The organism is Blastococcus sp. SYSU DS0510, assembly GCF_054050835.1.
This window is the reverse complement of sequence record NZ_JBJHAC010000002.1, coordinates 111,008-131,395: the sequence shown is the minus strand read 5'-3', so window position 1 is coordinate 131,395 and position 20,388 is coordinate 111,008. Positions and strand designations below refer to the sequence as shown.

Below are 20,388 nucleotides of genomic sequence, written 5' to 3'. Positions count from 1 at the left end.
GTGAGCGCTCAGAACCAGGAGGGGAACCACATCCGCTGCGCCCACTCGGGGTGGGAGAGCGGCTGCCCGGTGAGCACGGGCCAGAAGAAGGCGAAGGTGGCCGCCACGATCGCGATGTACCCGCAGGCGGTGGCCAGCCCCGCGCGCCGGCGCCACTCGCCGGAGCCCGGGCGGCCGACGACGTCCTGGAGCAGCAGGGCGACCGCGAGCACGAAGAACGGCAGCACCGGCGCCATGTAGAAGAGGAACATCGTGCGCTCGAGGTTGAGGAACCAGGTGAGCCAGCCCGCCGCGATGCCGACGGCCACGGGGACCGCGGCGGGGTCCCGCCGGGCGACGATCCGCCAGGCGAGCCAGAGCGTGGCGGGGGCGAAGAGGAACCAGAGGGTCGGCGTCCCCACCATGAGGATGTAGCGGATGACCTGCTCGCCCTCGGCGTCGACGAGCCCCTGGGGGTTCCACAGCAGGATCGGCCGGCCGGTCACCAGCCACGACCACGGCCCGGACTCCCACGGGTGCGGGCTGGACAGGCCGTTGTGGAAGCGCAGCCACTCGGCGTGCTCGTGCCAGAGCGACCGCAGGGCGTCGGGCACCCACGGGAACGCCGTCTCCGGGTTCTGCTGGGCCCACGCCTTGCCCTGCGAGGTCTCGCCGAGGAACCAGCCGGTGAAGCTGGCCAGGTAGGTCAGCACCGGCACGGCGGCCAGCGCCCACAGCGCGCCGGGCAGCCCGCGGCGGGCCGCCGTCCGGGTCGGCCGGGGGACGCCCGCCGCGCGCCACGCGGAGCGGTCCCAGAACAGCGAGAGGACGGCGAAGAAGGCGAGGAACCAGACGCCGCTCCACTTCACCGCGCAGGCGCAGCCGAAGAGGACGCCGGCGGCGATCCGCCAGCCCCGCGGGCCGAGCCGGAAACCGGTCGCGCCGACGTCCGCAGCCGCCCGCACCCGCGCGCGGACGACGTCCCGGTCGACGACGAGGCAGGAGACGGCGGCCAGCACGAAGACCTGCAGGAAGATGTCGAGGAGCCCGATCCGCGACAGCGTGAACTGGAAGCCGTCGACGAGCAGCAGCACCCCGGCGAAGAGGCCGATCACGGTGGAGCCGGTGAGCCGCCGGGTGAGCCGGAAGAGCAGGACGACGGCGATCGAGCCCGCCACGGCCGAGGGGAAGCGCCAGCCGAAGGAGTCGTAGCCGAACAGCTGCTCGCCGAGCGCGATCAGCCACTTGCCCAGCGGCGGGTGCACGATGAACGAGTAGCCGCGGTTGTACTCGAAGCCCCAGACGAGCAGCTCGCGGGCCTCGGGCGGGTAGTACGCCTCGTCGAAGACGAGTTCGCGGGGGTAGCCGATGTCCCAGAGCCGGAGGGCCAGCGCCACGGCGCCGAGGACGGCGGCGATCGTCCACGCCGTCCGCCGGTCGTCCGGCAGCGGCGGGACGACGTCGCGGTGGCGGGCGGGGAACGGCGGACGGCGCAGCCGGGACCCGGCCGGCCGCGGGGGCCCCTGCGGGTCGTGCTCCGCCCGCCCGGGTGCCAGCACCGCCATGCGGTCAGGGTAGACACAGGGCCCGTCTGCCCCCCGGCACTCGCAGGCTCCCGCCGGGCCCCTGCAGGCGGGCCGCGGAGGCGGGGCGTGACAGGCTCGGCGGGTGAGCGGACGGCTGGTGCTGGGTGGGGCGCCCCTCGGGCAACCCGGGGACGTCGGCCCGCGGCTGCGGGCGGCGATGGCCGGCGCCGACGTCCTGGCGTGCGAGGACACCCGCCGCCTGCACCGGCTGGCCGCCGACCTCGAGGTGACGCTGACCGGCCGGGTGGTCACCTTCCACGAGTCGGTGGAGCGGGCGCGCCTGCCCGGGCTGCTCGATGCGCTGTCCTCGGGTGCCACGGTGCTGCTGCTCACCGACGCCGGGATGCCGTCGGTCTCCGACCCCGGGTACTCGCTCGTGCGGGCGGCGATCGACGCCGGGATCGAGGTCACCTCCGTGCCCGGGCCCTCGGCGGTGACGACGGCGCTCGCGGTCTCGGGCCTGCCCGTGGACCGCTTCTGCTTCGAGGGCTTCCTGCCGCGCAAGGCGGGGGAGCGGCGTTCGACCTTCACCGCGCTGGCCGACGAGCGGCGGACGATGGTCTTCTTCGAGTCGCCGCACCGGCTGGCCGACGCGCTGGCCGACGCCGCGGCGGTGCTGGGCGAGGACCGGCCGGCCGCGGTGTGCCGCGAGCTGACCAAGACCTACGAGGAGATCCGGCGCGGCGGGCTGGGCGAGCTGGCCGCGTGGGCGGCCGACGGCGTCAAGGGCGAGATCACGCTGGTGGTCGCCGGGGCGCCGGCGCGCGCCCTGGAGCTGACGGGGCCCGAGCTCGCCGCCGCCGTCGCCGACGAGGAGGCCGCCGGCGCGACCCGCAAGGACGCGATCCGGGCTGTCATGGAGCGCACCGGGCTGCCCAAGCGGACCGTCTACGACGCCGTGGTCGCCGCCAAGCGCCCCTGAGCCCTCGCCACTGTGCGCTTCCCGGGGTCTCCGGGCGGCAGGTGACCCCGGGGACTGCACACCGGCCGCGCCTGTGGACAGTCCCGACGCGCGGAGGGCCCGATCCGGCACGGTTCGGCGGTGCCCCGGCCACCGACGCAACCGATCGCCCTGTGCGGCGACCCCTTCCGCGGCAGCGCGGCGGTCGCCCGGGGCCTGCTGACACCGGACCAGCTCCGCAGCCGCGCCTGGCGCCGGCTCTTCCGCGACGTCTACGTCCACCGCGACGTCGAGGTCACCCACCGGCTGCGGGCGCTGGCCGCCGCGTCGCTCGTCCGCCCGGACGCCGTCGTCACCGGGTGCAGCGCCGCCGTGCTGTGGGGAGTGGAGCTCGCCGGTCCGGGTGACGACGTGGAGCTGACCGTTCCTCCGTCCCGGCGGCCGGTCCGCGTCGCGGGCATCCGGGTGCGCCGGGCGGCGCTCGCGCGGGACGACGTCCGACCCTGCTTCGGCGCGCGGGTGACCCTGCCCGAGGCGACCGCCGTCCGGGTGGCCGCCGCCCTGCCGCCGGACGACGCCGTCGTGGCGCTCGACCGCATGGCCGCGGCGCGGGTGATCGACCTGGCCGAGGTGCGGCGACGGGCCGGTCTCGCTCGCGGGGCGGGGTCGGCGCGGGCCCGGCGGGCGTGCGCGCTCGCCGACGGGCTGGCCGAGTCGCCCCAGGAGACCCGCCTGCGGTTGCTCATGGCCCGGGGCGGGCTGTCGGCGCCGGTAGCCCAGTACGAGGTGCGCCACCGGGGGAGCTTCGTGGCGCGCGTCGACTTCGCGTGGCCCGAGCTGAAGGTGGCCGTCGAGTACGACGGGGCCTGGCACGGCGAGCCCGGCCAGCTCGCCCGCGACCGGCGGCGGCTCAACCGGCTCCAGGAGGCCGGGTGGCGCGTCGTCTTCGTGACCGCCGCCGATCTCCACCGTCCGGCCGAACTCCTCGCCCGCTTGGCCGCCGTCGTGCAGTTCCCGGGTCTACCCGGCCGTCGGTGACCCCGACGAGCGCACAGTCGGCGCCGCCTACAGCCAGCCGTTGCGCTTGAAGCCGCGGTAGAGCAGCACGATCGCGCCGAGGATCACCAGCAGCACCAGCGGGTAGCCGAACCGCCACTCGAGCTCGGGCATGTGCTCGAAGTTCATGCCGTAGATGCCGGCGATCGCGGTGGGCACGGCGATGATGCCCGCGTAGGCCGAGATCTTCCGCATGTCCTCGTTGTCGGCCATGGTCGTGCGCGCGAGCGACGCCTGCAGGATCGAGGTGAGCAGCTCGTCCAGCCCGCCGACCTGGTCCCGCACCCGGATGGCGTGGTCGAGCACGTCGCGGAAGTAGGAGCGCATCGCCTCGGGGACGACGTCGACCGGCCGCTCGGCGAGCTTCTGCAGCGGCACCTCCAGCGGTGAGACCGCCCGGCGCAGCGACAGCAGCTCGCGCTTGAGCTGGTAGAGCCGGCCGATGTCGTCGGTGCGCTCCGGGCTGAAGACCGACGCCTCGAGCTCCTCGACGTCCTGCTCGACGGCCGCGGTGACCTCCACGAAGGTGTCGACGACGAGGTCGGCGACCGCGTAGAGCACCGCGGAGGGGCCCAGGCACAGCAGGTCGCGCTGCTCCTCCAGCCGTTCCCTCAGGCCGGTCAGCCCGCCGTGCTCGCCGTGCCGCACCGTGATCACGTACCGGGGGCCGAGGAAGACCATCACCTCACCGGTGTCCACGACCTCGCTGGTGGCGGTCAGCTCCTCGTGCTCCACGTACGTCGCGGTCTTGAGCACCATGAAGAGCGCGTCGTCGTAGGGCTCGAGCTTGGGGCGCTGGTGGGCGTAGACGGCGTCCTCGACGGCGAGCGGGTGCAGGTCGTACCGCTCGGCGATCGCGCCCAGCTCTTCCTCGGTGGGCGCGAACAGGCCCAGCCACACGAAGCCGTCGCGCTCCTCGGCGACGCGCAGCGCCTCGTGCGGGGTCACCGGCTCCTGCCGCTCCCCGCCGACGTAGACAGCGCAGTCGACGACGGCGCCCTCGTCCGGCCGGCGGGTGGGGCGGCGGTGCTGCGGTCCGGCCGGCTGCGGGCGCAGCGTCGGCGGGTCGCTCGGTCCGAGGCGGGTGGCGGGGTGCTCGTCCCGGGTGGTCATCGCGGGTGCCGCCTTCCTCGCGGGTCGTCGTCCGGGATCAGCAGCCTAAGCGCGCGCGGCTCCCGGATCGGGCGGGTGTCCCACCCCGAGGGGTGAGGCGGCCGGGACCGGTGCTCCAGCCACCGCCCCGACCGGCCGTCGAGTCACGAGACACCTCCGACCGGTCAGGGAGAGAACCCTCGTGGCGAGCACCGTCCTCGACGTCCGCAGCACCGTCGGGTCGTCCCACCCCCGCCCGGAGCGGCGGGCCCCCGAGGTCGCGGTCGGCGGCGGGCTGCGACGCATCCCGGTGCCGGCGCTCGCGGCCGCTGGGCTCTCGGTCCTCGAGGCCGTCGGTCTCCTCGCGTTCGGGCTCGCCCGGGCCGACGTCGTCCTGGCCTCCCCGGTCCGGCCGTCGGGCTGGGTCGTCGGACTGGCCCTGGTCGTGCTCGCCGCCTGGGTCGTCCTCACCGCCGGCGCCGGGGCGGCGCTGGTGGACGGCTCCACCCGCACCCTGCTCGTCGTCACCTCGGTGGCCGAGCTGGCGGCGGTGTCGGTGCTCGGCGGCATGGCGGTCCTCCTGCCGTTGCCGACCGCGCTCACCGGTGGCCTGCCGCTCCCGCTGCTGTTCGCCGGCGCCTTCGGGCTCACGATCGGCAAGCTGCTGCTCGTGGACGCGCCGTCGGCCCGGGAGTGGGTGCTCCAGGGCCCGCGGGTCCGCGTGCGCCGCCCCGACCCGGTGGTCGTGCACCGCTCGCTGTGCGCCCTCACCCTCGGCGGCATCGCCCTCGTCCTGGGCGGCTTCGCCGTGCTCAGCCCGGTCGAGGCCGGCCCGCCCGGCCCGGTCGGCAGCGTGGTCTCCCAGCCCTGAGCGGGTTCCCCGGCGACCGGCCGCGGGGTCCGCCTAGTCTCAACGCGTGAGTGATCGGCACATCCTGACCGCCGTCGCGTGGCCCTACGCCAACGGCCCGCGGCACATCGGCCACGTCTCCGGCTTCGGCGTCCCCTCCGACGTCTTCAGCCGCTACCACCGGATGGCCGGGGACCGGGTGCTGATGGTGAGCGGCACCGACGAGCACGGGACCCCGATCACGGTCGCCGCCGACGCCGAGGGCATCACGCCCCGCGAGATCGCCGACCGCAACAACCGGATCATCGTCGGCGACCTGCAGTCGCTCGGGCTCAGCTACGACCTGTTCACCCGGACGTCGACGGCCAACCACGCGCAGATCAGCCAGGAGATCTTCCTGGGCCTGCTGAAGAACGGCTACGTCTTCCCGAAGACGACGCTCGGCGCGATCAGCCCCTCCACCGGCCGCACCCTGCCCGACCGCTACATCGAGGGCACGTGCCCGATCTGCGGCTACGACGGCGCGCGCGGCGACCAGTGCGACAACTGCGGCAACCAGCTCGACCCGATCGACCTGATCAACCCGGTCAGCAAGATCAACGGCGAGACGCCGAAGTTCGTCGAGAGCGAGCACTACTTCCTCGACCTGCCGGCGTTCACCCGGGCGCTGGGCGACTGGCTGGGCACCCGCAAGAGCTGGCGCCCCAACGTCCTCAACTTCAGCGTGAACCTGCTCGAGGACCTCAAGCCGCGCAGCTACACCCGCGACATCGACTGGGGTGTGCCGGTGCCGCTCGACGGCTGGCGCGACCGGCCCGACAAGCGCATCTACGTCTGGTTCGACGCCGTCGTCGGGTACCTGTCGGCGTCCATCGAGTGGGCCCGCCGCTCCGGTGACCCCGACGCGTGGCGGCAGTGGTGGCAGACGCCGGACTCCGACGCCTACTACTTCATGGGCAAGGACAACATCGTCTTCCACTCCGAGATCTGGCCCGCCCAGCTGCTCGGCTACAACGGCGAGGGCGACAAGGGCGGGACGCCGGGCCCGCTCGGCCGGCTGAACCTGCCCACCGAGGTCGTCTCCAGCGAGTTCCTCACCATGGAGGGCCGCAAGTTCTCGAGCAGCCGCCAGGTCGTCATCTACGTGCGCGACTTCCTGGCCCGGTACGACGCCGACGCGCTGCGCTACTTCATCGCCGTCGCGGGCCCGGAGAACCAGGACACCGACTTCACCTGGGAGCAGTTCCGCCGGCGCAACAACGAGGAGCTCGTCGCGGGCTGGGGCAACCTGGTCAACCGCAGCGTCTCGATGGCGGCGAAGAACGTCGGCGCGGTGCCGACGCCGGGTGAGCTCACCGACGACGACCGGGCGCTGCTGGGCACCACCTCCGCGGCCTTCGACACGGTGGGCGACCTGCTGTCGCGCAACCGCCAGAAGGCCGCCATCGGCGAGGCGATGCGGGTGGTCGGCGAGGCGAACAAGTACCTCTCGGACCAGGCGCCGTGGAAGCTCAAGGAGGACCCGGCCCGCCGGGACACCGTCCTGCACACCGCGCTGCAGGCGATCAAGGACTGCAACGCCCTGCTCACCCCGTTCCTCCCGCACTCGGCGCAGAAGGTGCACGAGCTGCTCGGGGGCGAGGGCACGTGGTCGGTGGCGCCGGAGATCCAGGAGGTCACCGACCTCGACGACGGCTCCCCGTACCCGATCATCACCGGGGCCTACGACCAGGGCCAGGCGGTGTGGGCGTCCACCCCGCTCGCCGCGCCGGGCACGCCGCTGGCGCCGCCGACGCCGATCTTCACCAAGCTCGACGAGTCCGTCGTGGAGGAGGAGCTCAAGCGCCTGGAGGAGGGCGGGCAGTGAGCCGGTCGGCGTCTGCCCGCGCGAACCGGCGGGACGAGCCGCCGCCGTCCCCGGAGCCGTTGCCGGCACCGGCGGTGGACAGCCACACGCACCTGGACATCGTCCTGGACGGCTTCCGTCCCGAGGAGGGGCCGACGGCGACGGACGCCGACGTCGACGCCGAGATCGCGGCCGCCGTGGCGGTGGGCGTCCCGCGTCTGGTGCAGGTCGGGGTCGACGTCGCCTCCTCCCGGTGGTCGGCGGAGCTGGCCGCACGGCACCCGAACGTCCTCGCCGCGGTCGCCGTGCACCCCAACGAAGCCGGTGCCGGGGAGGCCGACGACGACGCCCTCGCCGAGATCGACCGCCTCGCCGCGCTGCCGCGGGTGCGGGCGGTGGGGGAGACCGGCCTGGACCGCTACCGCACCGGCCCCGAGGGCTGGGCGGCGCAGGAGGCGTCCTTCCGCGAGCACATCCGCATCGCCAAGCGGCACGGGCTGGCGCTGGTCGTCCACGACCGCGACGCGCACGACGAGGTGCTGCGGGTGGTCGACGACGAGGGGGCGCCCCAGCACGTCGTCATGCACTGCTTCTCCGGCGACGCGGCGTTCGCCCGGGCCTGCGTCGAGCGCGGGTTCGTGCTCTCCTTCGCCGGCACGGTGACGTTCGGCAGCGCGGGCTACCTGCGCGAGGCCGCGGCGCTGACCCCGCTGGAGCAGCTGCTCGTGGAGACCGACTCGCCGTTCCTCACCCCGGTGCCGCTCCGGGGCCGGCCGAACGCCTCGCGCTTGGTGCCGCACACGGTGCGCGCCCTCGCCGAGGTGACCGGGACCGACCTGGCGCAGTTCTGCGACGCGCTCACCGCCACCGCCGAACGCGTCTTCGGCACCTGGCACTAGCGCCGCCGCCGGGACGCCGGTGTTACCGGAGCGTGACCGGCGCCTGCCCCACGCCCGGCATTCCGGGGGACACTGGCACTCGTGGGTCGTCTCATCGCCGTCGTGGTGTTCATCGCCGTGCTGGTGCCCGGTGTGCTGCTGGCTCGCGCATGGGCGCTGGCGAGCGGGCGTCGCGCCGTCGCCGGTGGCGCCGTCGAGCTGGCCGACCCCAGCCGGGAGGGGACGGCGACGCTGCAGCGCCAGGCGGCGCACGGTCGCCGCTGGCGGTGGCTCGGCCTGCTCCTGGGCATCGCCGGGGTGGTGGCGAGCGTCGTCGTGCTCGCCGAGGCGTCGGTCTTCCTGTGGGTGCCGATCCTCGTCGTCGGCTCGCTGGCGGGCGTCCTGCTCGCCGAGGCGACCCGGCCGCGACCGCGCTGGCAGCTGAGCGCGCCGCCGCGCCGCCCGCGCCAGGGGGAGCAGATCTCGGCCTGGCTGCTGTGGACGATGCGCGTGGTGGTCGCCGCGGAGCTGTTCCTCGCCGGGTGGTCGTGGTCCACGGGTGACCTCGGCGGTCCGGTGGCCTGGGCGCTGGTGGCGGTGCCCGCGGCGGCCTGGCTGCTGGCCGAGGTGGCGCTGCTGCGCGCCCTGCTCCGGCCGATGCCCGCCGACGGGGCCGACGTGCCGGTCGACGAGGCGCTGCGCACCTGGACGGCGCACCTGGTGGTCGCCGCCGCGAGCGTGAGCGCGCTGCTGCCGCTCGGCGCCCTGCTGCTGCGGGTGGGGCTCGACCTGGGCGACGAGGTCGGCGAGGGGTTCGACGTGCTGCCGGTCGCCTTCGTCGCCGGGGGGTTCTCCGCGCTGGCCGCGGGGGTCGCGGTGGCCGTGTTCCTCTGGAGCTGGCTGCGGCCCGTGCCCTCGAGCGCGCCCGCGCTGGCCGGCTGAGCACCCCGCGTTCCCCCGGACGGGGGTCTCCACCCCGTGGGCTTGGTCACCCGTCGCCGGCCGGACCGGCGGCCCAGCCGGCGTCCTGGCGCGGCGTGGCGATGACTGGACGTGTCGGCGAGTCGACACAGCGGAGCAGGTGCCCTCTGCTTCACTCCTCGTGCACCAGAGCCATCCGCAGAGTGTTCGTTATCGTGTCGTGACCGACAGCCGGGGTGGAGCGACGACCCGGGCGGCGCCGCACCGGGGCAACCCGGCCGCTGCCGTCCGAGCCGCCGACGCGACCGGGCCGCTCCGGCGGTCCCGACGCTCTCCTGCCCGGGTTCTGTGACCCCTGGAAGTGTCGTGCGCCGCTCCCTGCAGTTCAGCCTCTTCGCCCTCGTCCTCCTCGGACTGGTGGGCGGGACGCTGGCCTTCTTCCTCGCCCAGAAGTCCGTCACGCTGACCGTGGACGGGCAGAGCCGGGACGTCGGCACCTACGCCGGCACCGTGGCCGAGGTGCTCGAGGAGGAGGGGCTCTCCCTCGCGGCGCACGACGTCGTGCTGCCCGCCGCGGACCAGGTGGTGGCCGACGGTGACACCGTCGTCCTCAACCGGGCGCGGCCGATCGAGCTCACGGTGGACGGCGTCTCCCGCGAGGTGCTCGTGACCGCCCTGTCGGTCCAGGAGGCGCTCGACCAGCTCGGCTTCCGCACCGACGGCCTGGTGGTCTCCGCCAGCCGTAGCGAGCGCCTTCCGCTGGAGGGGATGCGGCTGAGCATCACCACGCCCAAGGAGGTCGTGCTCGTCGCCGACGGCCAGGAGCGGGTGGTCACCACGACCGCCGCCACGGCCGGTGACCTGCTCGCCGAGCAGGGCATCGCGCTCAGCGGGACCGACCGCACCAGCCTGCGGCTGTCCCAGGCGCTGCTGAACCGGATGCGCCTGCAGGTGTACCGGGTGCAGGTCTCCGAGATCAGCGAGGCCACCCCGGTGGCGCACGGGCGCGTGGAGACCCAGGACGCCGAGGCCTTCCTGGGCGAGGAGACGGTGACCGTCCCGGGCGTCGACGGGGAGCAGGTGACCACCTACCGGGTGACCGTCGTCGACGGTGCCGAGACCAGCCGCGAGACGCTGTCGAGCAGCGTCACCCGCCAGCCGGTCGACGAGCAGGTCGCGGTCGGCACCAAGACCCGCCCGACCAACCGCCCGGCCGCGGACGGCCTCAACTGGGCCGCGCTCGCCGGGTGCGAGTCCGGCGGCCGCCCGGACGCGGTGAGCTCGACGGGCAAGTACCGCGGCATGTACCAGTTCTCGCAGTCCACCTGGAACTCGGTCGGCGGCACCGGCGACCCCGCCGCCGCCTCGGCCGACGAGCAGACCTACCGCGCGCAGCTGCTGTACCAGCGCTCCGGCGCCGGCCAGTGGCCGCACTGCGGGCCCCGCCTGTTCAGCTGATCCGCTGACCACCGCACCGGAGCCGACCGACGGGCTGCTGGGCCCGGCCGCGATCCGCGACCTGGCCCAGCAGCTCGACCTGCGTCCCACCAAGACGCTCGGCCAGAACTTCCTCCACGACGCGAACACCATCCGGCGGATCGTGCGCACCGCCGACCTGCGGCCCGACGACGTCGTGCTCGAGGTGGGGCCCGGGCTGGGCTCGCTCACCCTCGGGCTGCTGCCCTCCGCCGCGCACGTGACGGCGGTGGAGATCGACCCGCGGCTGGCCGAGCTGCTGCCCGGCACGGTCGCCGCCCGCCGGCCCGACCTCGCCGACCGGCTCACCGTGGTGCGGGACGACGCGCTCCGGATCCGCGAGCTGCCCGGCCGCCCGCCCACCGCGCTGGTGGCCAACCTGCCCTACAACATCGCCGTCCCGGTGCTGCTGCACCTGCTCGAGCTGCTGCCCACGCTCGACCGGGCGCTGGTGCTCGTGCAGGCCGAGGTCGCCGAGCGGCTGGCCGCCGCGCCGGGGACGCCGGCCTACGGCGTCCCGTCGGTCAAGGCCGCCTGGTACGGCGAGGTGCGCCGGGCGGGCAACGTGGGGCGGCGGGTCTTCTGGCCCGAGCCGAACGTCGACTCCGGCCTGGTCGCCCTCGTCCGCCGTCCGCCGCCGCCGGGGGACCGGGTGGCGACCTTCGCCGCCGTCGACGCGGCCTTCGGCATGCGCCGCAAGGGCCTGCGCGCGGCGCTGGCGCGCTGGGCGGGGAGCCCGGCCGCGGCCGAGCAGCGCCTGCGGGCGGCCGGCATCGAGCCCACCGCCCGCGGCGAGCAGCTCTCCGTCACCGACTTCGCCCGCCTGGCCGCCACCGAGCCGGTGCAGCCGTGAGCGCCGTGGTCGTCCGGGCGCCGGCGAAGGTCAACGTGCACCTCGGCGTCGGCCCGCTGCGCGAGGACGGCTTCCACGCGCTGCACACCGTCTACCTCGCGGTGTCGCTGCACGACACCGTCACGGCACGGCCGGGTGAGGGGCTCTCGCTGCGGCTGAGCGGCGAGGGCGCCGACGGCCCCGGGCTGGTGCCCGCCGACCGCACCAACCTCGTCTGGCGGGCGGCGGAGCTGCTCGCCGCGCACGCGGGGGTCCGCGCCGACGCCGACCTGGAGGTGGTCAAGAGCATCCCGGTCGCCGCCGGGCTGGCCGGGGGCAGCGCCGACGCCGCGGCGACGCTGGTCGCGCTGGACGCGCTCTGGGGCACCCGGGCCGGCCGGGAGGAGCTCCTCGGGCTCGCCGCCCGGCTCGGCAGCGACGTGCCGTTCAGCCTCGTCGGCGGGGTGGCTCTCGGCACCGGCCGGGGGGAGCAGGTCTCCCCGGTGCTCGCCGCCGGGCGGTGGCACTGGGTGCTCGGCATCGCCGGGGAGGGGCTCTCGACGCCGGCGGTCTACGGGGAGCTCGACCGCATGCGCGCCGACGGCCGGGCGCCGGACGTGACCGGGCCGACGCCGGCCGGGCCCGTGCTCGCCGCGCTGCGCTCGGGCTCGGTCGACGAGCTCGCCGGGGCGCTGGCCAACGACCTGCAGCCGGCCGCCCTGGCCCTCCGGCCGGAGCTGCGCCGGGCGCTGCGCGCCGCCGAGGACGCCGGCGCCCGCGCCGCGCTGGTCAGCGGCTCGGGGCCCACGGTGGCCGCGCTGGCGGACGACGAGCGGTCCGCCGTCCGCCTCGCCGCCGAGCTGGCCGGCGTCGGGGTCTTCCGCACCGTCCGGGCCGTCAGCGGCCCCGTCCCGGGGGCCCGGCCCGTCGGCTGACCGGCGCGGGCCGGGCGGGGCGCTCAGGCGGCGGCGCTCAGGCGGCGGCGCTCAGGCGGCGGTGGTCAGGCGGCGGTGGTCGCCGGCACACGGCGCTTGGCGGCGAGCCGGACCGGGTCGGGCCACTTGACGTTCCAGGCCCAGCCGAGCTTCTCGAACGCCCAGATCACCCGGGCGCTGATGTCGATCTGCCCGCGCAGCACGCCGTGCCGGGCGCAGGTCGGGTCGGCGTGGTGCAGGTTGTGCCACGACTCGCCGGCGCTGAGGATCGCCAGCGGCCAGAAGTTCGTCGCCCGGTCGCGGCCGGGGGAGACGAAGGGGCGGTCGCCCACCACGTGGCAGACCGAGTTGATCGACCAGGTCACGTGGTGCAGCAGCGCGATGCGCACCAGTCCCGCCCAGAAGAAGGCGGTCCACGCGCCGGCCCAGGTGCCGGTGACCAGGCCGCCGATGAGCGCGGGCAGGAACACGCTGACCGCGGCCCACACCACGAACAGCCGACCGGTGGTGACCAGGGCGGAGTCCTTGAGCAGGTCGGGCGCGTAGCGCTCGGCGTTCGTCTTGCGCCGCTCGAACAGCCAGCCCAGGTGGGCGTGGAACATGCCCTTCAGCAGCGCGCCGGCGCCCGTGCCGTAGCGCCACGGCGAGTGCGGGTCGCCCTCGCGGTCGGAGAACGCGTGGTGGCGCCGGTGGTCGGCCACCCACTGGATGACCGGCCCCTGGATCGCCATGGAGCCGGCGACGGCCAGCCCCAGCCGCAGCGGCCGCTTCGCCTTGAACGAGCCGTGGGTGAAGTAGCGGTGGTAGCCCACCGTCACACCCAGCAGGGTGAAGAAGTAGAAGCCGACCGCCAGCCCCACATCCAGCCAGGAGAGCCCCCAGCCCCACACCGCCGGCACGACCGCGGCCAGAGCGAGGAAGGGCACCACCACGAAGACGTAGAGGGTGACGATCTCCAGGACGCTCTTGCGCCGCCCGATCGCGTTCTCCGGGAGCCCGGCGTGCGGGTCCGCGGGGCGCGGGGGAGCCATGGGCCGGGTGCGGGCAGGAGCGGACAAGGGGCCTCCGAGGCGACCGAGGGGGGTGTTGGCCGGTGCGCGCGGCCCGGCTACGTGGCCGTAACGTACGCCACCGCGGGGGACCCGGCGACCGGACCGCGGGGCGCCCGCGGCCCCGCGCGCGTGCTCCCGGCACCGGCGGGGCCCTAGGCTCGCCGTCGGGCGCCCTCCGCCGGCGCCTCCCGGGCCCGCACCGGCCCGGGGATGGGGGATGGGGTAATCGGCAGCCCGCCGGCCTTTGGAGCCGGGAAGTCTCGGTTCGAGTCCGAGTCCCCCAGCGCAACCCGCCGACGCCTCCCGAGGAGTTCCGTGACCCACCCGCAGCCGGTTCCCGCCCCCGATGCGCCGACGGTGGCCGCCGTCGTGGTCCTGGCCGCCGGGCAGGGCACCCGGATGCGCTCGTCCACCCCCAAGGTGCTGCACCCGCTCGGCGGCCGCAGCATGCTCGGGCACGTGCTCGCCGCGGCCGCGCCGCTCTCGGCGGGCCGGACGGTGGTCGTCGTCGGCTCGGGCCGGGAGCAGGTGGAGGCCCACCTCGCGGAGATCGCGCCCGACGCCCGGGCGGTCGTGCAGGAGGAGCAGCTCGGCTCGGGCCACGCGGCAGGTGTGGCGCTGGCCGCCGTCCGGGACCTCGAGGGCTCCGTCCTCGTCGTCAACGGGGACTCGCCCCTGCTGACCAGCCGGACGCTCACCGGGCTGGTGGCGGCCCACGACGCCGCCGGGAGCGTCTTCACCGTCCTCACCGCCGAGGTCGAGGACCCGACCGGTCTGGGCCGGATCGTCCGCGACGACCGCGGGACCCCGCAGGCCATCGTCGAGGAGCGCGACGCGACCGACGAGCAGCGCGCCATCCGGGAGGTCAACGCCGGCGTCTACGTCGCCGACGCCGCCACGCTGCGCCGGGTCCTGGCCGGCCTCGGGACGTCGAACGCGCAGGGCGAGCAGTACCTGACCGACGCGCTCGCGCCGCTCGTCGCCGGCGGGGCCCCCACGGCCGCCGTCCGGGCCGACGACCCCGACGACGTCCTCGGCTGCAACGACCGCGTGGAGCTCGCCGCCCGCCGCCGCACCCTCAACGACCGCCTGCTCGAGGAGCTCATGCGCAGCGGTGTCACCGTCGTCGACCCGCTCACCACGTGGGTCGACGTCACCGCGACCGTCGGCCGGGACGCGGTCCTGGAGCCCGGCACCCACCTCCGCGGGGTGACCTCCGTGGGTGATGCTGCCCACGTCGGCCCGGACACCACCCTGGAGGACACCGAGGTCGGCGAGGGCGCCACCGTGGTGCGGGCGCACGCGGTCGGGGCGCGGATCGGCGCGCGGGTCTCGGTGGGTCCGTTCGCCTACCTGCGCCCGGGCACCGACCTCGGCGCCGGGGCGAAGGTCGGCACGTTCGTCGAGACCAAGAACGCGCAGGTGGGGGAGGGGGCGAAGATCCCGCACCTCTCCTACGTGGGCGACGCGACGATCGGCCGCGGCACCAACATCGGGGCGGCCACGGTCTTCGTGAACTACGACGGCGTCGCCAAGCACCGCACCACCATCGGTGAGCACGCGCGCACCGGTGCCGACAACATGTTCGTGGCGCCGGTCACGGTGGGGGACGGCGCGTACACCGCCGCGGGGTCGGTCATCACCTCCGACGTCCCCCCGGGGGCGATGGCCGTCGCTCGGGCACCCCAGCGGAATGTGGCAGGCTGGGTGCGTCGCCGACGGTCCGGAACGCCCGCTGCGGAGGCCGCGGCAGCGGCCGAGGGCCGGACCGAGGCACCCGGGACGGACCCGTCCGAGTCCTCCCGTGCGGCCCACGACAGCTAGGGACAGCGAGCCGATGAGTGCGATCCGGCAGACGACGAACAAGAGCATGATGCTCTTCTCCGGCCGGGCCTACCCCGCGCTGACCGACGAGATCGCCGGTCACCTGGGCGTCACCCCCACCCCCACGGCCTCCTACGAGTTCGCCAACGGCGAGCTGTTCGTGCGCTTCGAGGAGTCGGTGCGCGGCTGCGACGCCTTCGTGGTGCAGAGCCACACCGCGCCGATCAACACCTGGCTCATGGAGCAGCTGATCATGGTCGACGCGCTCAAGCGCGCCTCGGCCAAGCGGATCACCGTCGTCGCGCCGTTCTTCCCCTACGCCCGGCAGGACAAGAAGCACCGCGGCCGCGAGCCGATCTCGGCGCGCCTGGTCGCCGACATGTTCAAGACCGCGGGCGCCGACCGGCTGATGACCGTCGACCTCCACACCGCCCAGATCCAGGGCTTCTTCGACGGCCCGGTCGACCACCTCTTCGCCCTCGACCTGCTGGTCAAGCACGTCTGCGCGCGCTGGGGCGACCGCGACATCACCGTCGTCTCGCCCGACTCCGGGCGGGTCCGCGTCTCCGAGCGGTGGAGCGACAAGCTCGGCGGCACCCCGCTGGCCTTCATCCACAAGACGCGTGACCCGATGGTGGCCAACGAGGTCGTCGCCAACCGCGTCGTCGGCGAGGTCGAGGGCCGGGTCTGCATCCTGGTCGACGACATGATCGACACCGGCGGCACGATCGTGAAGGCCGCCGAGACCCTGTTCGACGCCGGGGCCGCCGACGTCATCGTCACCGCCACGCACGGTGTGCTGTCCGGAGCCGCCGTCGAGCGGCTGTCCAACAGCAAGATCAGCGAGGTCATCGTGACCAACACGCTGCCCATCGAGCCGGCCCGCCAGTTCGACAAGCTCACCGTCCTCTCGATCGCCCCGCTGCTCGCGCGGGCCATCAAGGAGGTCTTCGAGGACGGCTCGGTCACCAGCCTCTTCGACGGCGCCAGCTGAGCTCACCCCGCCGGGGGGCGGCCGGGTGGTCCGCGGCCGGTCCCCTGGGAGGATGGCCGGCGTGCCCGCTCGCGCCCGACTCACCGACGCCCAGGTGGCCGCCGTGGCCCGCTACCACTTCGGCCTGGGCGCCGCGGTCCCCGACCTGCCGGCCGGGGAGGCCTTCGAGGACGCCCAGGGCGTGCCGGTCGCCGTCCGCGAGGGCGACGGGCTGGCGGTGGCGGAGATCCCGCGCTGGCGCTCGCCCGCGGCGGTGGCCCGGCGGCTGACCGACCTCGGCTGGGCGGCGCCGGCCGCCTGGGTCGGCCGGCCCCCCGCCGACCCTGCGGAGCTGCCCGAGCGCGTCCTCGCGCTGCTGCCCGTGGCCGGTGCGCCGGCGGACTCCGCCTCGGTCTCCACCGGCGCCGCCGCCTGGGCGGGGGTGCGCGCGACCGGCCGCGAGGTCGAGCTGGTCCTGGTACCGGTCACCGCCGCCGACCCGGAGCTGCCCTGGGGGGAGCTGGCCGCCCGGTACGGCGCGACGCTGCTGGGGGAGCGGGCCGACCCCGAACCCGCCCGGACGGGTGGCACGGTGCTGTTCTTCACGGGGCTGTCGGGTGCGGGCAAGTCGACGATCGCCGGGCGCGTGGTCGAACTGCTGCTCGAGTCCGGTTCGGCGGTCACCCTGCTCGACGGCGACGAGGTGCGCCACCACCTGTCGGCGGGGCTCGGCTTCTCGCAGCAGGACCGGGACACCAACGTGCGGCGGATCGGCTGGGTGGCCGCGCAGATCGCCAAGCACGGGGGGATCGCCGTCTGCGCGCCGATCGCCCCGTACGCGGCGGTGCGCGCCGACGTCCGGCGGGAGGTGGAGGCGCAGGCAGGGCGGGGCAGCTTCGTGCTGGTGCACGTCGCCACGCCGCTCGCCGAGTGCGAGGCCCGGGACCGCAAGGGCCTGTACGCGAAGGCGCGCCGCGGCGAGATCCCGGCGTTCACCGGGATCAGCGATCCCTACGAGGCGCCCACCGACGCGGAGGTCACCGTCCACACCAGCGGCACGGACGTCGAGGCGTGCGCCCGCCTGGTGCTCTCGGCGATGGGGGGCGCTCGGCGGTCGTAGCGCTCAGCAGGCGCTCCTCGCGCGGGAGGGGTTCGCGGGAGGGGTTACAGCACCATCCCCGCGCCGACCGTCGCGTTGCTGCCCTCGTCCACGAGGATGAAGCTCCCCGTCGTCCGGTTGACCCGGTAGGGGTCGGTGAACAGCGGCGCGGTGACCCGCAGCCGCAGCCGGCCGATCTCGTTGAGGGCCAGCGTGGCGGCGCCCTCGTCGCGGTGCAGCGAGTTGACGTCCAGCCGGTAGCGCAGGTCCTTCACCAGAGCGCGGGCCGACCGCGTCGTGTGCTTGACCGCGTACTTCCCGCCCGGCCGCATCGGCTCCTCGTGCAGCCAGCAGACCATCGCCTCGACGTCCTGGGAGACGGCGGGCTGGTTGTGGGGCCGGCAGACCATGTCACCCCGGGAGACGTCGATCTCGTCCTCGAGCCGGATCGTCACCGACATCGGCGGGAAGGCCTCGGCGACGGGTCCGTCCCTGGTCTCGATGGCGGCGATCCGCGACGGCAGCCCCGAGGGCAGCACGACGACGTCGTCACCGGGCTTGAAGATGCCGCCGGCCACCTGGCCGGCGTAGCCCCGGTAGTCGGGGTGCTCGGCGGAGAACGGGCGGATGACGTACTGCACCGGGAACCGGGCGTCGATCAGGTTCCGGTCGGAGGCGATGTGCAGCTCCTCCAGGTGGTGCAGCAGCGAGGTGCCCTCGTACCACGGCATGTTCGCCGACCGGGTGACGACGTTGTCGCCGGCCAGCGCCGACACGGGGATGACCGTCAGGTCGCCCACGTCGAGCTTCGCGGCGAAGGTGCGGAACTCGTCGGCGATCGCGTCGAAGACGCCACGGTCGTAGTCGACGAGGTCCATCTTGTTGACGCACAGGACCAGGTGCGGCACCCGCAGCAGGCTGGCCAGGAACGCGTGCCGGCGGCTCTGCTCGAGCAGGCCCTTGCGGGCGTCGACCAGGATCAGCGCCGCGTTGGCCGTCGACGCACCGGTCACCATGTTGCGGGTGTACTGGATGTGCCCGGGGGTGTCGGCGACGACGAACTTCCGCTTGGGAGTCGCGAAGTAGCGGTAGGCCACGTCGATGGTGATGCCCTGCTCCCGCTCGGCCCGCAGACCGTCGGTGAGCAGCGCCAGGTTGGTGTACTCGTCACCGCGCGCGGCGCTGGTGCGCTCCACCGCCTCCAGCTGATCGCTGAAGATGGACTTGGTGTCGTACAGCAGCCGACCGATGAGCGTCGACTTGCCGTCGTCCACCGAGCCGGCCGTGGCGACCCGCAGCATCTCCATCAGAAGTACCCCTCGCGCTTGCGGTCTTCCATCGCGGCCTCGCTGGCCCGGTCGTCGGCGCGCGTCGCTCCCCGCTCGGTGACCCGGGTGGCGGCCACCTCCTCGACGATGTCCTCGACGGTGCGCGCCGCGGACGCCACGGCGCCGGTGCAGGTGACGTCCCCGACGGTGCGGTAGCGCACCGTCGCCTCGAAGACGTCCTCGCCCTCCGCCGGGGTGACGTGCTCGTTCGGCCACAGCAGCATGCCGTCGCGGAGGAACAGCTCGCGGCGGTGGGCGAAGTAGATCGACGGGAGCTCGATGCCCTCCCTGCCGATGTACTGCCAGATGTCGAGCTCGGTCCAGTTCGACAGCGGGAACACCCGGATGTGCTCACCGCGGTGGTGGCGGCCGTTGTAGAGCGACCACAGCTCCGGCCGCTGGTTCTTCGGGTCCCACTGCCCGAACTCGTCGCGGAAGGAGAACACCCTCTCCTTGGCGCGGGCCTTCTCCTCGTCGCGGCGGGCGCCGCCGAAGGCGGCGTCGAATCCGTGTCGCTCGATCGCGTCGAGCAGGGTCACCGTCTGCAGCGGGTTGCGGCTGGCCCGGGGGCCCTTCTGCTCCCGCACCCGACCGGCGTCGATCGACTCCTGCACCGAGGCGACGACGAGGTGGACGCCGGCCTCGGCGACCCGGCGGTCGCGGTACTCGATGACCTCGGGGAAGTTGTGCCCGGTGTCGACGTGCATCACCGGGAAGGGGATGCGGGCCGGCCAGAACGCCTTCTCGGCCAGGTGCAGCATGACGATCGAGTCCTTGCCGCCGGAGAACAGCAGCACGGGGCGCTCGAACTCGGCGGCGACCTCCCGGAGGACGTGCACCGCCTCGGCCTCGAGCGCGTCGAGGTGGCTCAGCTCGTAGCGCGTGGTCATGCCCGATCCCCCTCGTCGGTGCGGGCCGGGCCCAGGTCCGCCAGGGCGCCGAGCAGCCGCTCGGTGAGCTCCGGGCGGCAGACCACCAGGTCCGGCAGGTACGGGTCGGCCTGGTTGTAGACCAGCGGCGAGCCGTCGAGCCGGCTCGTGTGCGCACCGGCGGCGCGGGCGACGGCGACCGGTGCCGCGGAGTCCCACTCGTACTGGCCCCCGCCGTGCACGTAGGCGTCGGCCCGACCGCGCACCACCGCCATCGCCTTGACCCCGGCCGAGCCCCTGGGCACCAGCTCGGCCCCGAGCGCGGCCGCCAGCTCCTGCACGAGCGCCGGCGGGCGGCTGCGGCTGACGGCCAGTCGCACCGGCCCCTCGGCGCGCGCCGGCAGCGTCGCGGGCGCGACCGTGCCGAGCGTGACGCCCTCGGCCGGCAGGGCGACCGCGCCGGCCACCAGCTCGCCGCGCTCCCAGAGCGCCACGTGCACCGCCCAGTCGGCGCGGTCCAGCTCGGCGAACTCACGGGTGCCGTCCAGCGGGTCGACGATCCAGACCCGCTCGGCGCCCGCCCGCGCGGGGTCGTCCGCGCCCTCCTCGGAGAGCACCGCATCCCCCGGGCGCGTCGCCTGCAGCCGGGTCACCAGGTGCGCGTGGGCGGCGGCGTCGCCGGCGTCCTTGAGCGCCTCCGTGCCGGGGTAGGAGCCGGCCCGGACGCGGAGGAGCACCTCGCCGGCCGAGGTGGCCAGGGCGTGTGCGAGGGCGTGGTCGGATTCTGAGTGCATATCTCTTCCGTTCACCGGCGGTCTCCCGATACTGGGCGTTCGGCCGCCACGGGAGCACCTGCCCTCATCCCTCCGGGGCAGGCGCCGCCATGCCACA

The 20,388-nt window shown here is 74.8% G+C and carries 18 protein-coding genes and 1 tRNA gene; 13 read left to right on the top strand and 6 right to left on the bottom strand.

The window, feature by feature from the left end; genetic code table 11:
• Positions 1-8 precede the first annotated feature (8 nt).
• The gene (locus tag ACI79P_RS02195; protein WP_456579405.1) at positions 9-1,544 is read right to left on the bottom strand and encodes a dolichyl-phosphate-mannose--protein mannosyltransferase; all 1,536 of its coding nucleotides are present in this window, start codon (positions 1,542-1,544) and stop codon (positions 9-11) included.
• A gap of 103 nt (positions 1,545-1,647) precedes the next feature.
• On the opposite strand from ACI79P_RS02195, the gene rsmI reads away from it, so the two are divergent.
• Positions 1,648-2,487, top strand: coding sequence for a 16S rRNA (cytidine(1402)-2'-O)-methyltransferase (rsmI, locus tag ACI79P_RS02190; RefSeq protein WP_456579404.1), 840 nt, complete (start codon positions 1,648-1,650; stop codon positions 2,485-2,487).
• Between the two features lie 120 nt (positions 2,488-2,607).
• The gene (locus tag ACI79P_RS02185) at positions 2,608-3,504 is read left to right on the top strand and encodes a DUF559 domain-containing protein (RefSeq protein ID WP_456579403.1); all 897 of its coding nucleotides are present in this window, start codon (positions 2,608-2,610) and stop codon (positions 3,502-3,504) included.
• Positions 3,505-3,531: 27 nt separating this feature from the next.
• Here ACI79P_RS02185 and corA read toward each other — a convergent pair whose 3' ends face one another.
• Positions 3,532-4,635 carry a magnesium/cobalt transporter CorA gene (gene corA, locus ACI79P_RS02180; RefSeq protein ID WP_456579402.1) on the bottom strand — a complete coding sequence of 368 codons (1,104 nt, stop codon included), beginning with the start codon at positions 4,633-4,635 and terminating at the stop codon, positions 3,532-3,534.
• A 181-nt stretch (positions 4,636-4,816) separates the two neighbouring features.
• On the opposite strand from corA, the gene ACI79P_RS02175 reads away from it, so the two are divergent.
• The 7 genes from ACI79P_RS02175 to ACI79P_RS02145 all read left to right on the top strand — a co-directional run bounded on the left by ACI79P_RS02175 (position 4,817) and on the right by ACI79P_RS02145 (position 12,352).
• Complete coding sequence (locus ACI79P_RS02175) at positions 4,817-5,485, top strand: hypothetical protein (protein WP_456579401.1); 669 nt, start codon at positions 4,817-4,819, stop codon at positions 5,483-5,485.
• Between the two features lie 46 nt (positions 5,486-5,531).
• Complete coding sequence (metG, locus tag ACI79P_RS02170; RefSeq protein ID WP_456579400.1) at positions 5,532-7,331, top strand: methionine--tRNA ligase; 1,800 nt, start codon at positions 5,532-5,534, stop codon at positions 7,329-7,331.
• Positions 7,328-8,209 carry a TatD family hydrolase gene (locus ACI79P_RS02165; RefSeq protein ID WP_456579399.1) on the top strand — a complete coding sequence of 294 codons (882 nt, stop codon included), beginning with the start codon at positions 7,328-7,330 and terminating at the stop codon, positions 8,207-8,209. The genes metG and ACI79P_RS02165 overlap by 4 nt, the downstream gene beginning before the upstream one ends.
• An 81-nt stretch (positions 8,210-8,290) precedes the next feature.
• Positions 8,291-9,130, top strand: a complete 840-nt coding sequence (locus tag ACI79P_RS02160; RefSeq protein ID WP_456579398.1) for a hypothetical protein — start codon at positions 8,291-8,293, stop codon at positions 9,128-9,130.
• Between the two features lie 345 nt (positions 9,131-9,475).
• Complete coding sequence (locus ACI79P_RS02155; protein WP_456579397.1) at positions 9,476-10,567, top strand: ubiquitin-like domain-containing protein; 1,092 nt, start codon at positions 9,476-9,478, stop codon at positions 10,565-10,567.
• Positions 10,568-10,709: 142 nt separating this feature from the next.
• On the top strand, positions 10,710-11,438 hold the full coding sequence (gene rsmA, locus ACI79P_RS02150; protein WP_456579396.1) for a 16S rRNA (adenine(1518)-N(6)/adenine(1519)-N(6))-dimethyltransferase RsmA: 729 nt from the start codon (positions 10,710-10,712) through the stop codon (positions 11,436-11,438).
• Positions 11,435-12,352: a 4-(cytidine 5'-diphospho)-2-C-methyl-D-erythritol kinase gene (locus ACI79P_RS02145; protein ID WP_456579395.1), complete on the top strand. Its 918-nt coding sequence runs from the start codon at positions 11,435-11,437 to the stop codon at positions 12,350-12,352. Before rsmA ends, ACI79P_RS02145 begins: the two co-directional genes overlap by 4 nt.
• Positions 12,353-12,417: 65 nt before the next feature.
• On the opposite strand, the gene ACI79P_RS02140 is transcribed toward ACI79P_RS02145, so the two are convergent.
• Positions 12,418-13,410, bottom strand: a complete 993-nt coding sequence (locus tag ACI79P_RS02140) for an acyl-CoA desaturase (RefSeq protein WP_456579394.1) — start codon at positions 13,408-13,410, stop codon at positions 12,418-12,420.
• Positions 13,411-13,615: 205 nt separating this feature from the next.
• On the opposite strand from ACI79P_RS02140, the gene ACI79P_RS02135 reads away from it, so the two are divergent.
• The 4 genes from ACI79P_RS02135 to cysC all read left to right on the top strand — a co-directional run bounded on the left by ACI79P_RS02135 (position 13,616) and on the right by cysC (position 17,321).
• Positions 13,616-13,688: transfer RNA gene (locus tag ACI79P_RS02135), tRNA-Gln, on the top strand.
• Positions 13,689-13,719: 31 nt separating this feature from the next.
• Positions 13,720-15,228 carry a bifunctional UDP-N-acetylglucosamine diphosphorylase/glucosamine-1-phosphate N-acetyltransferase GlmU gene (gene glmU, locus ACI79P_RS02130; RefSeq protein ID WP_456579393.1) on the top strand — a complete coding sequence of 503 codons (1,509 nt, stop codon included), beginning with the start codon at positions 13,720-13,722 and terminating at the stop codon, positions 15,226-15,228.
• A gap of 13 nt (positions 15,229-15,241) precedes the next feature.
• Positions 15,242-16,222 (top strand): ribose-phosphate diphosphokinase, encoded by a 981-nt coding sequence (locus ACI79P_RS02125; protein ID WP_456579392.1) that lies wholly within the window; start codon positions 15,242-15,244, stop codon positions 16,220-16,222.
• Between the two features lie 61 nt (positions 16,223-16,283).
• On the top strand, positions 16,284-17,321 hold the full coding sequence (gene cysC / locus ACI79P_RS02120; RefSeq protein ID WP_456579391.1) for an adenylyl-sulfate kinase: 1,038 nt from the start codon (positions 16,284-16,286) through the stop codon (positions 17,319-17,321).
• Between the two features lie 44 nt (positions 17,322-17,365).
• Here the strand turns inward: cysC and ACI79P_RS02115 are convergent, their stop codons facing one another.
• From ACI79P_RS02115 to ACI79P_RS02105, 3 genes are read right to left on the bottom strand one after another with little or no spacing between them, the layout of a single operon-like run.
• Positions 17,366-18,607, bottom strand: coding sequence for a sulfate adenylyltransferase subunit 1 (locus tag ACI79P_RS02115; protein WP_456579390.1), 1,242 nt, complete (start codon positions 18,605-18,607; stop codon positions 17,366-17,368).
• Complete coding sequence (cysD, locus tag ACI79P_RS02110; RefSeq protein ID WP_456579389.1) at positions 18,607-19,518, bottom strand: sulfate adenylyltransferase subunit CysD; 912 nt, start codon at positions 19,516-19,518, stop codon at positions 18,607-18,609. Before cysD ends, ACI79P_RS02115 begins: the two co-directional genes overlap by 1 nt.
• Positions 19,515-20,291 carry a 3'(2'),5'-bisphosphate nucleotidase CysQ gene (locus ACI79P_RS02105; protein WP_456579388.1) on the bottom strand — a complete coding sequence of 259 codons (777 nt, stop codon included), beginning with the start codon at positions 20,289-20,291 and terminating at the stop codon, positions 19,515-19,517. The genes cysD and ACI79P_RS02105 overlap by 4 nt, the downstream gene beginning before the upstream one ends.
• Positions 20,292-20,388 lie beyond the last annotated feature (97 nt).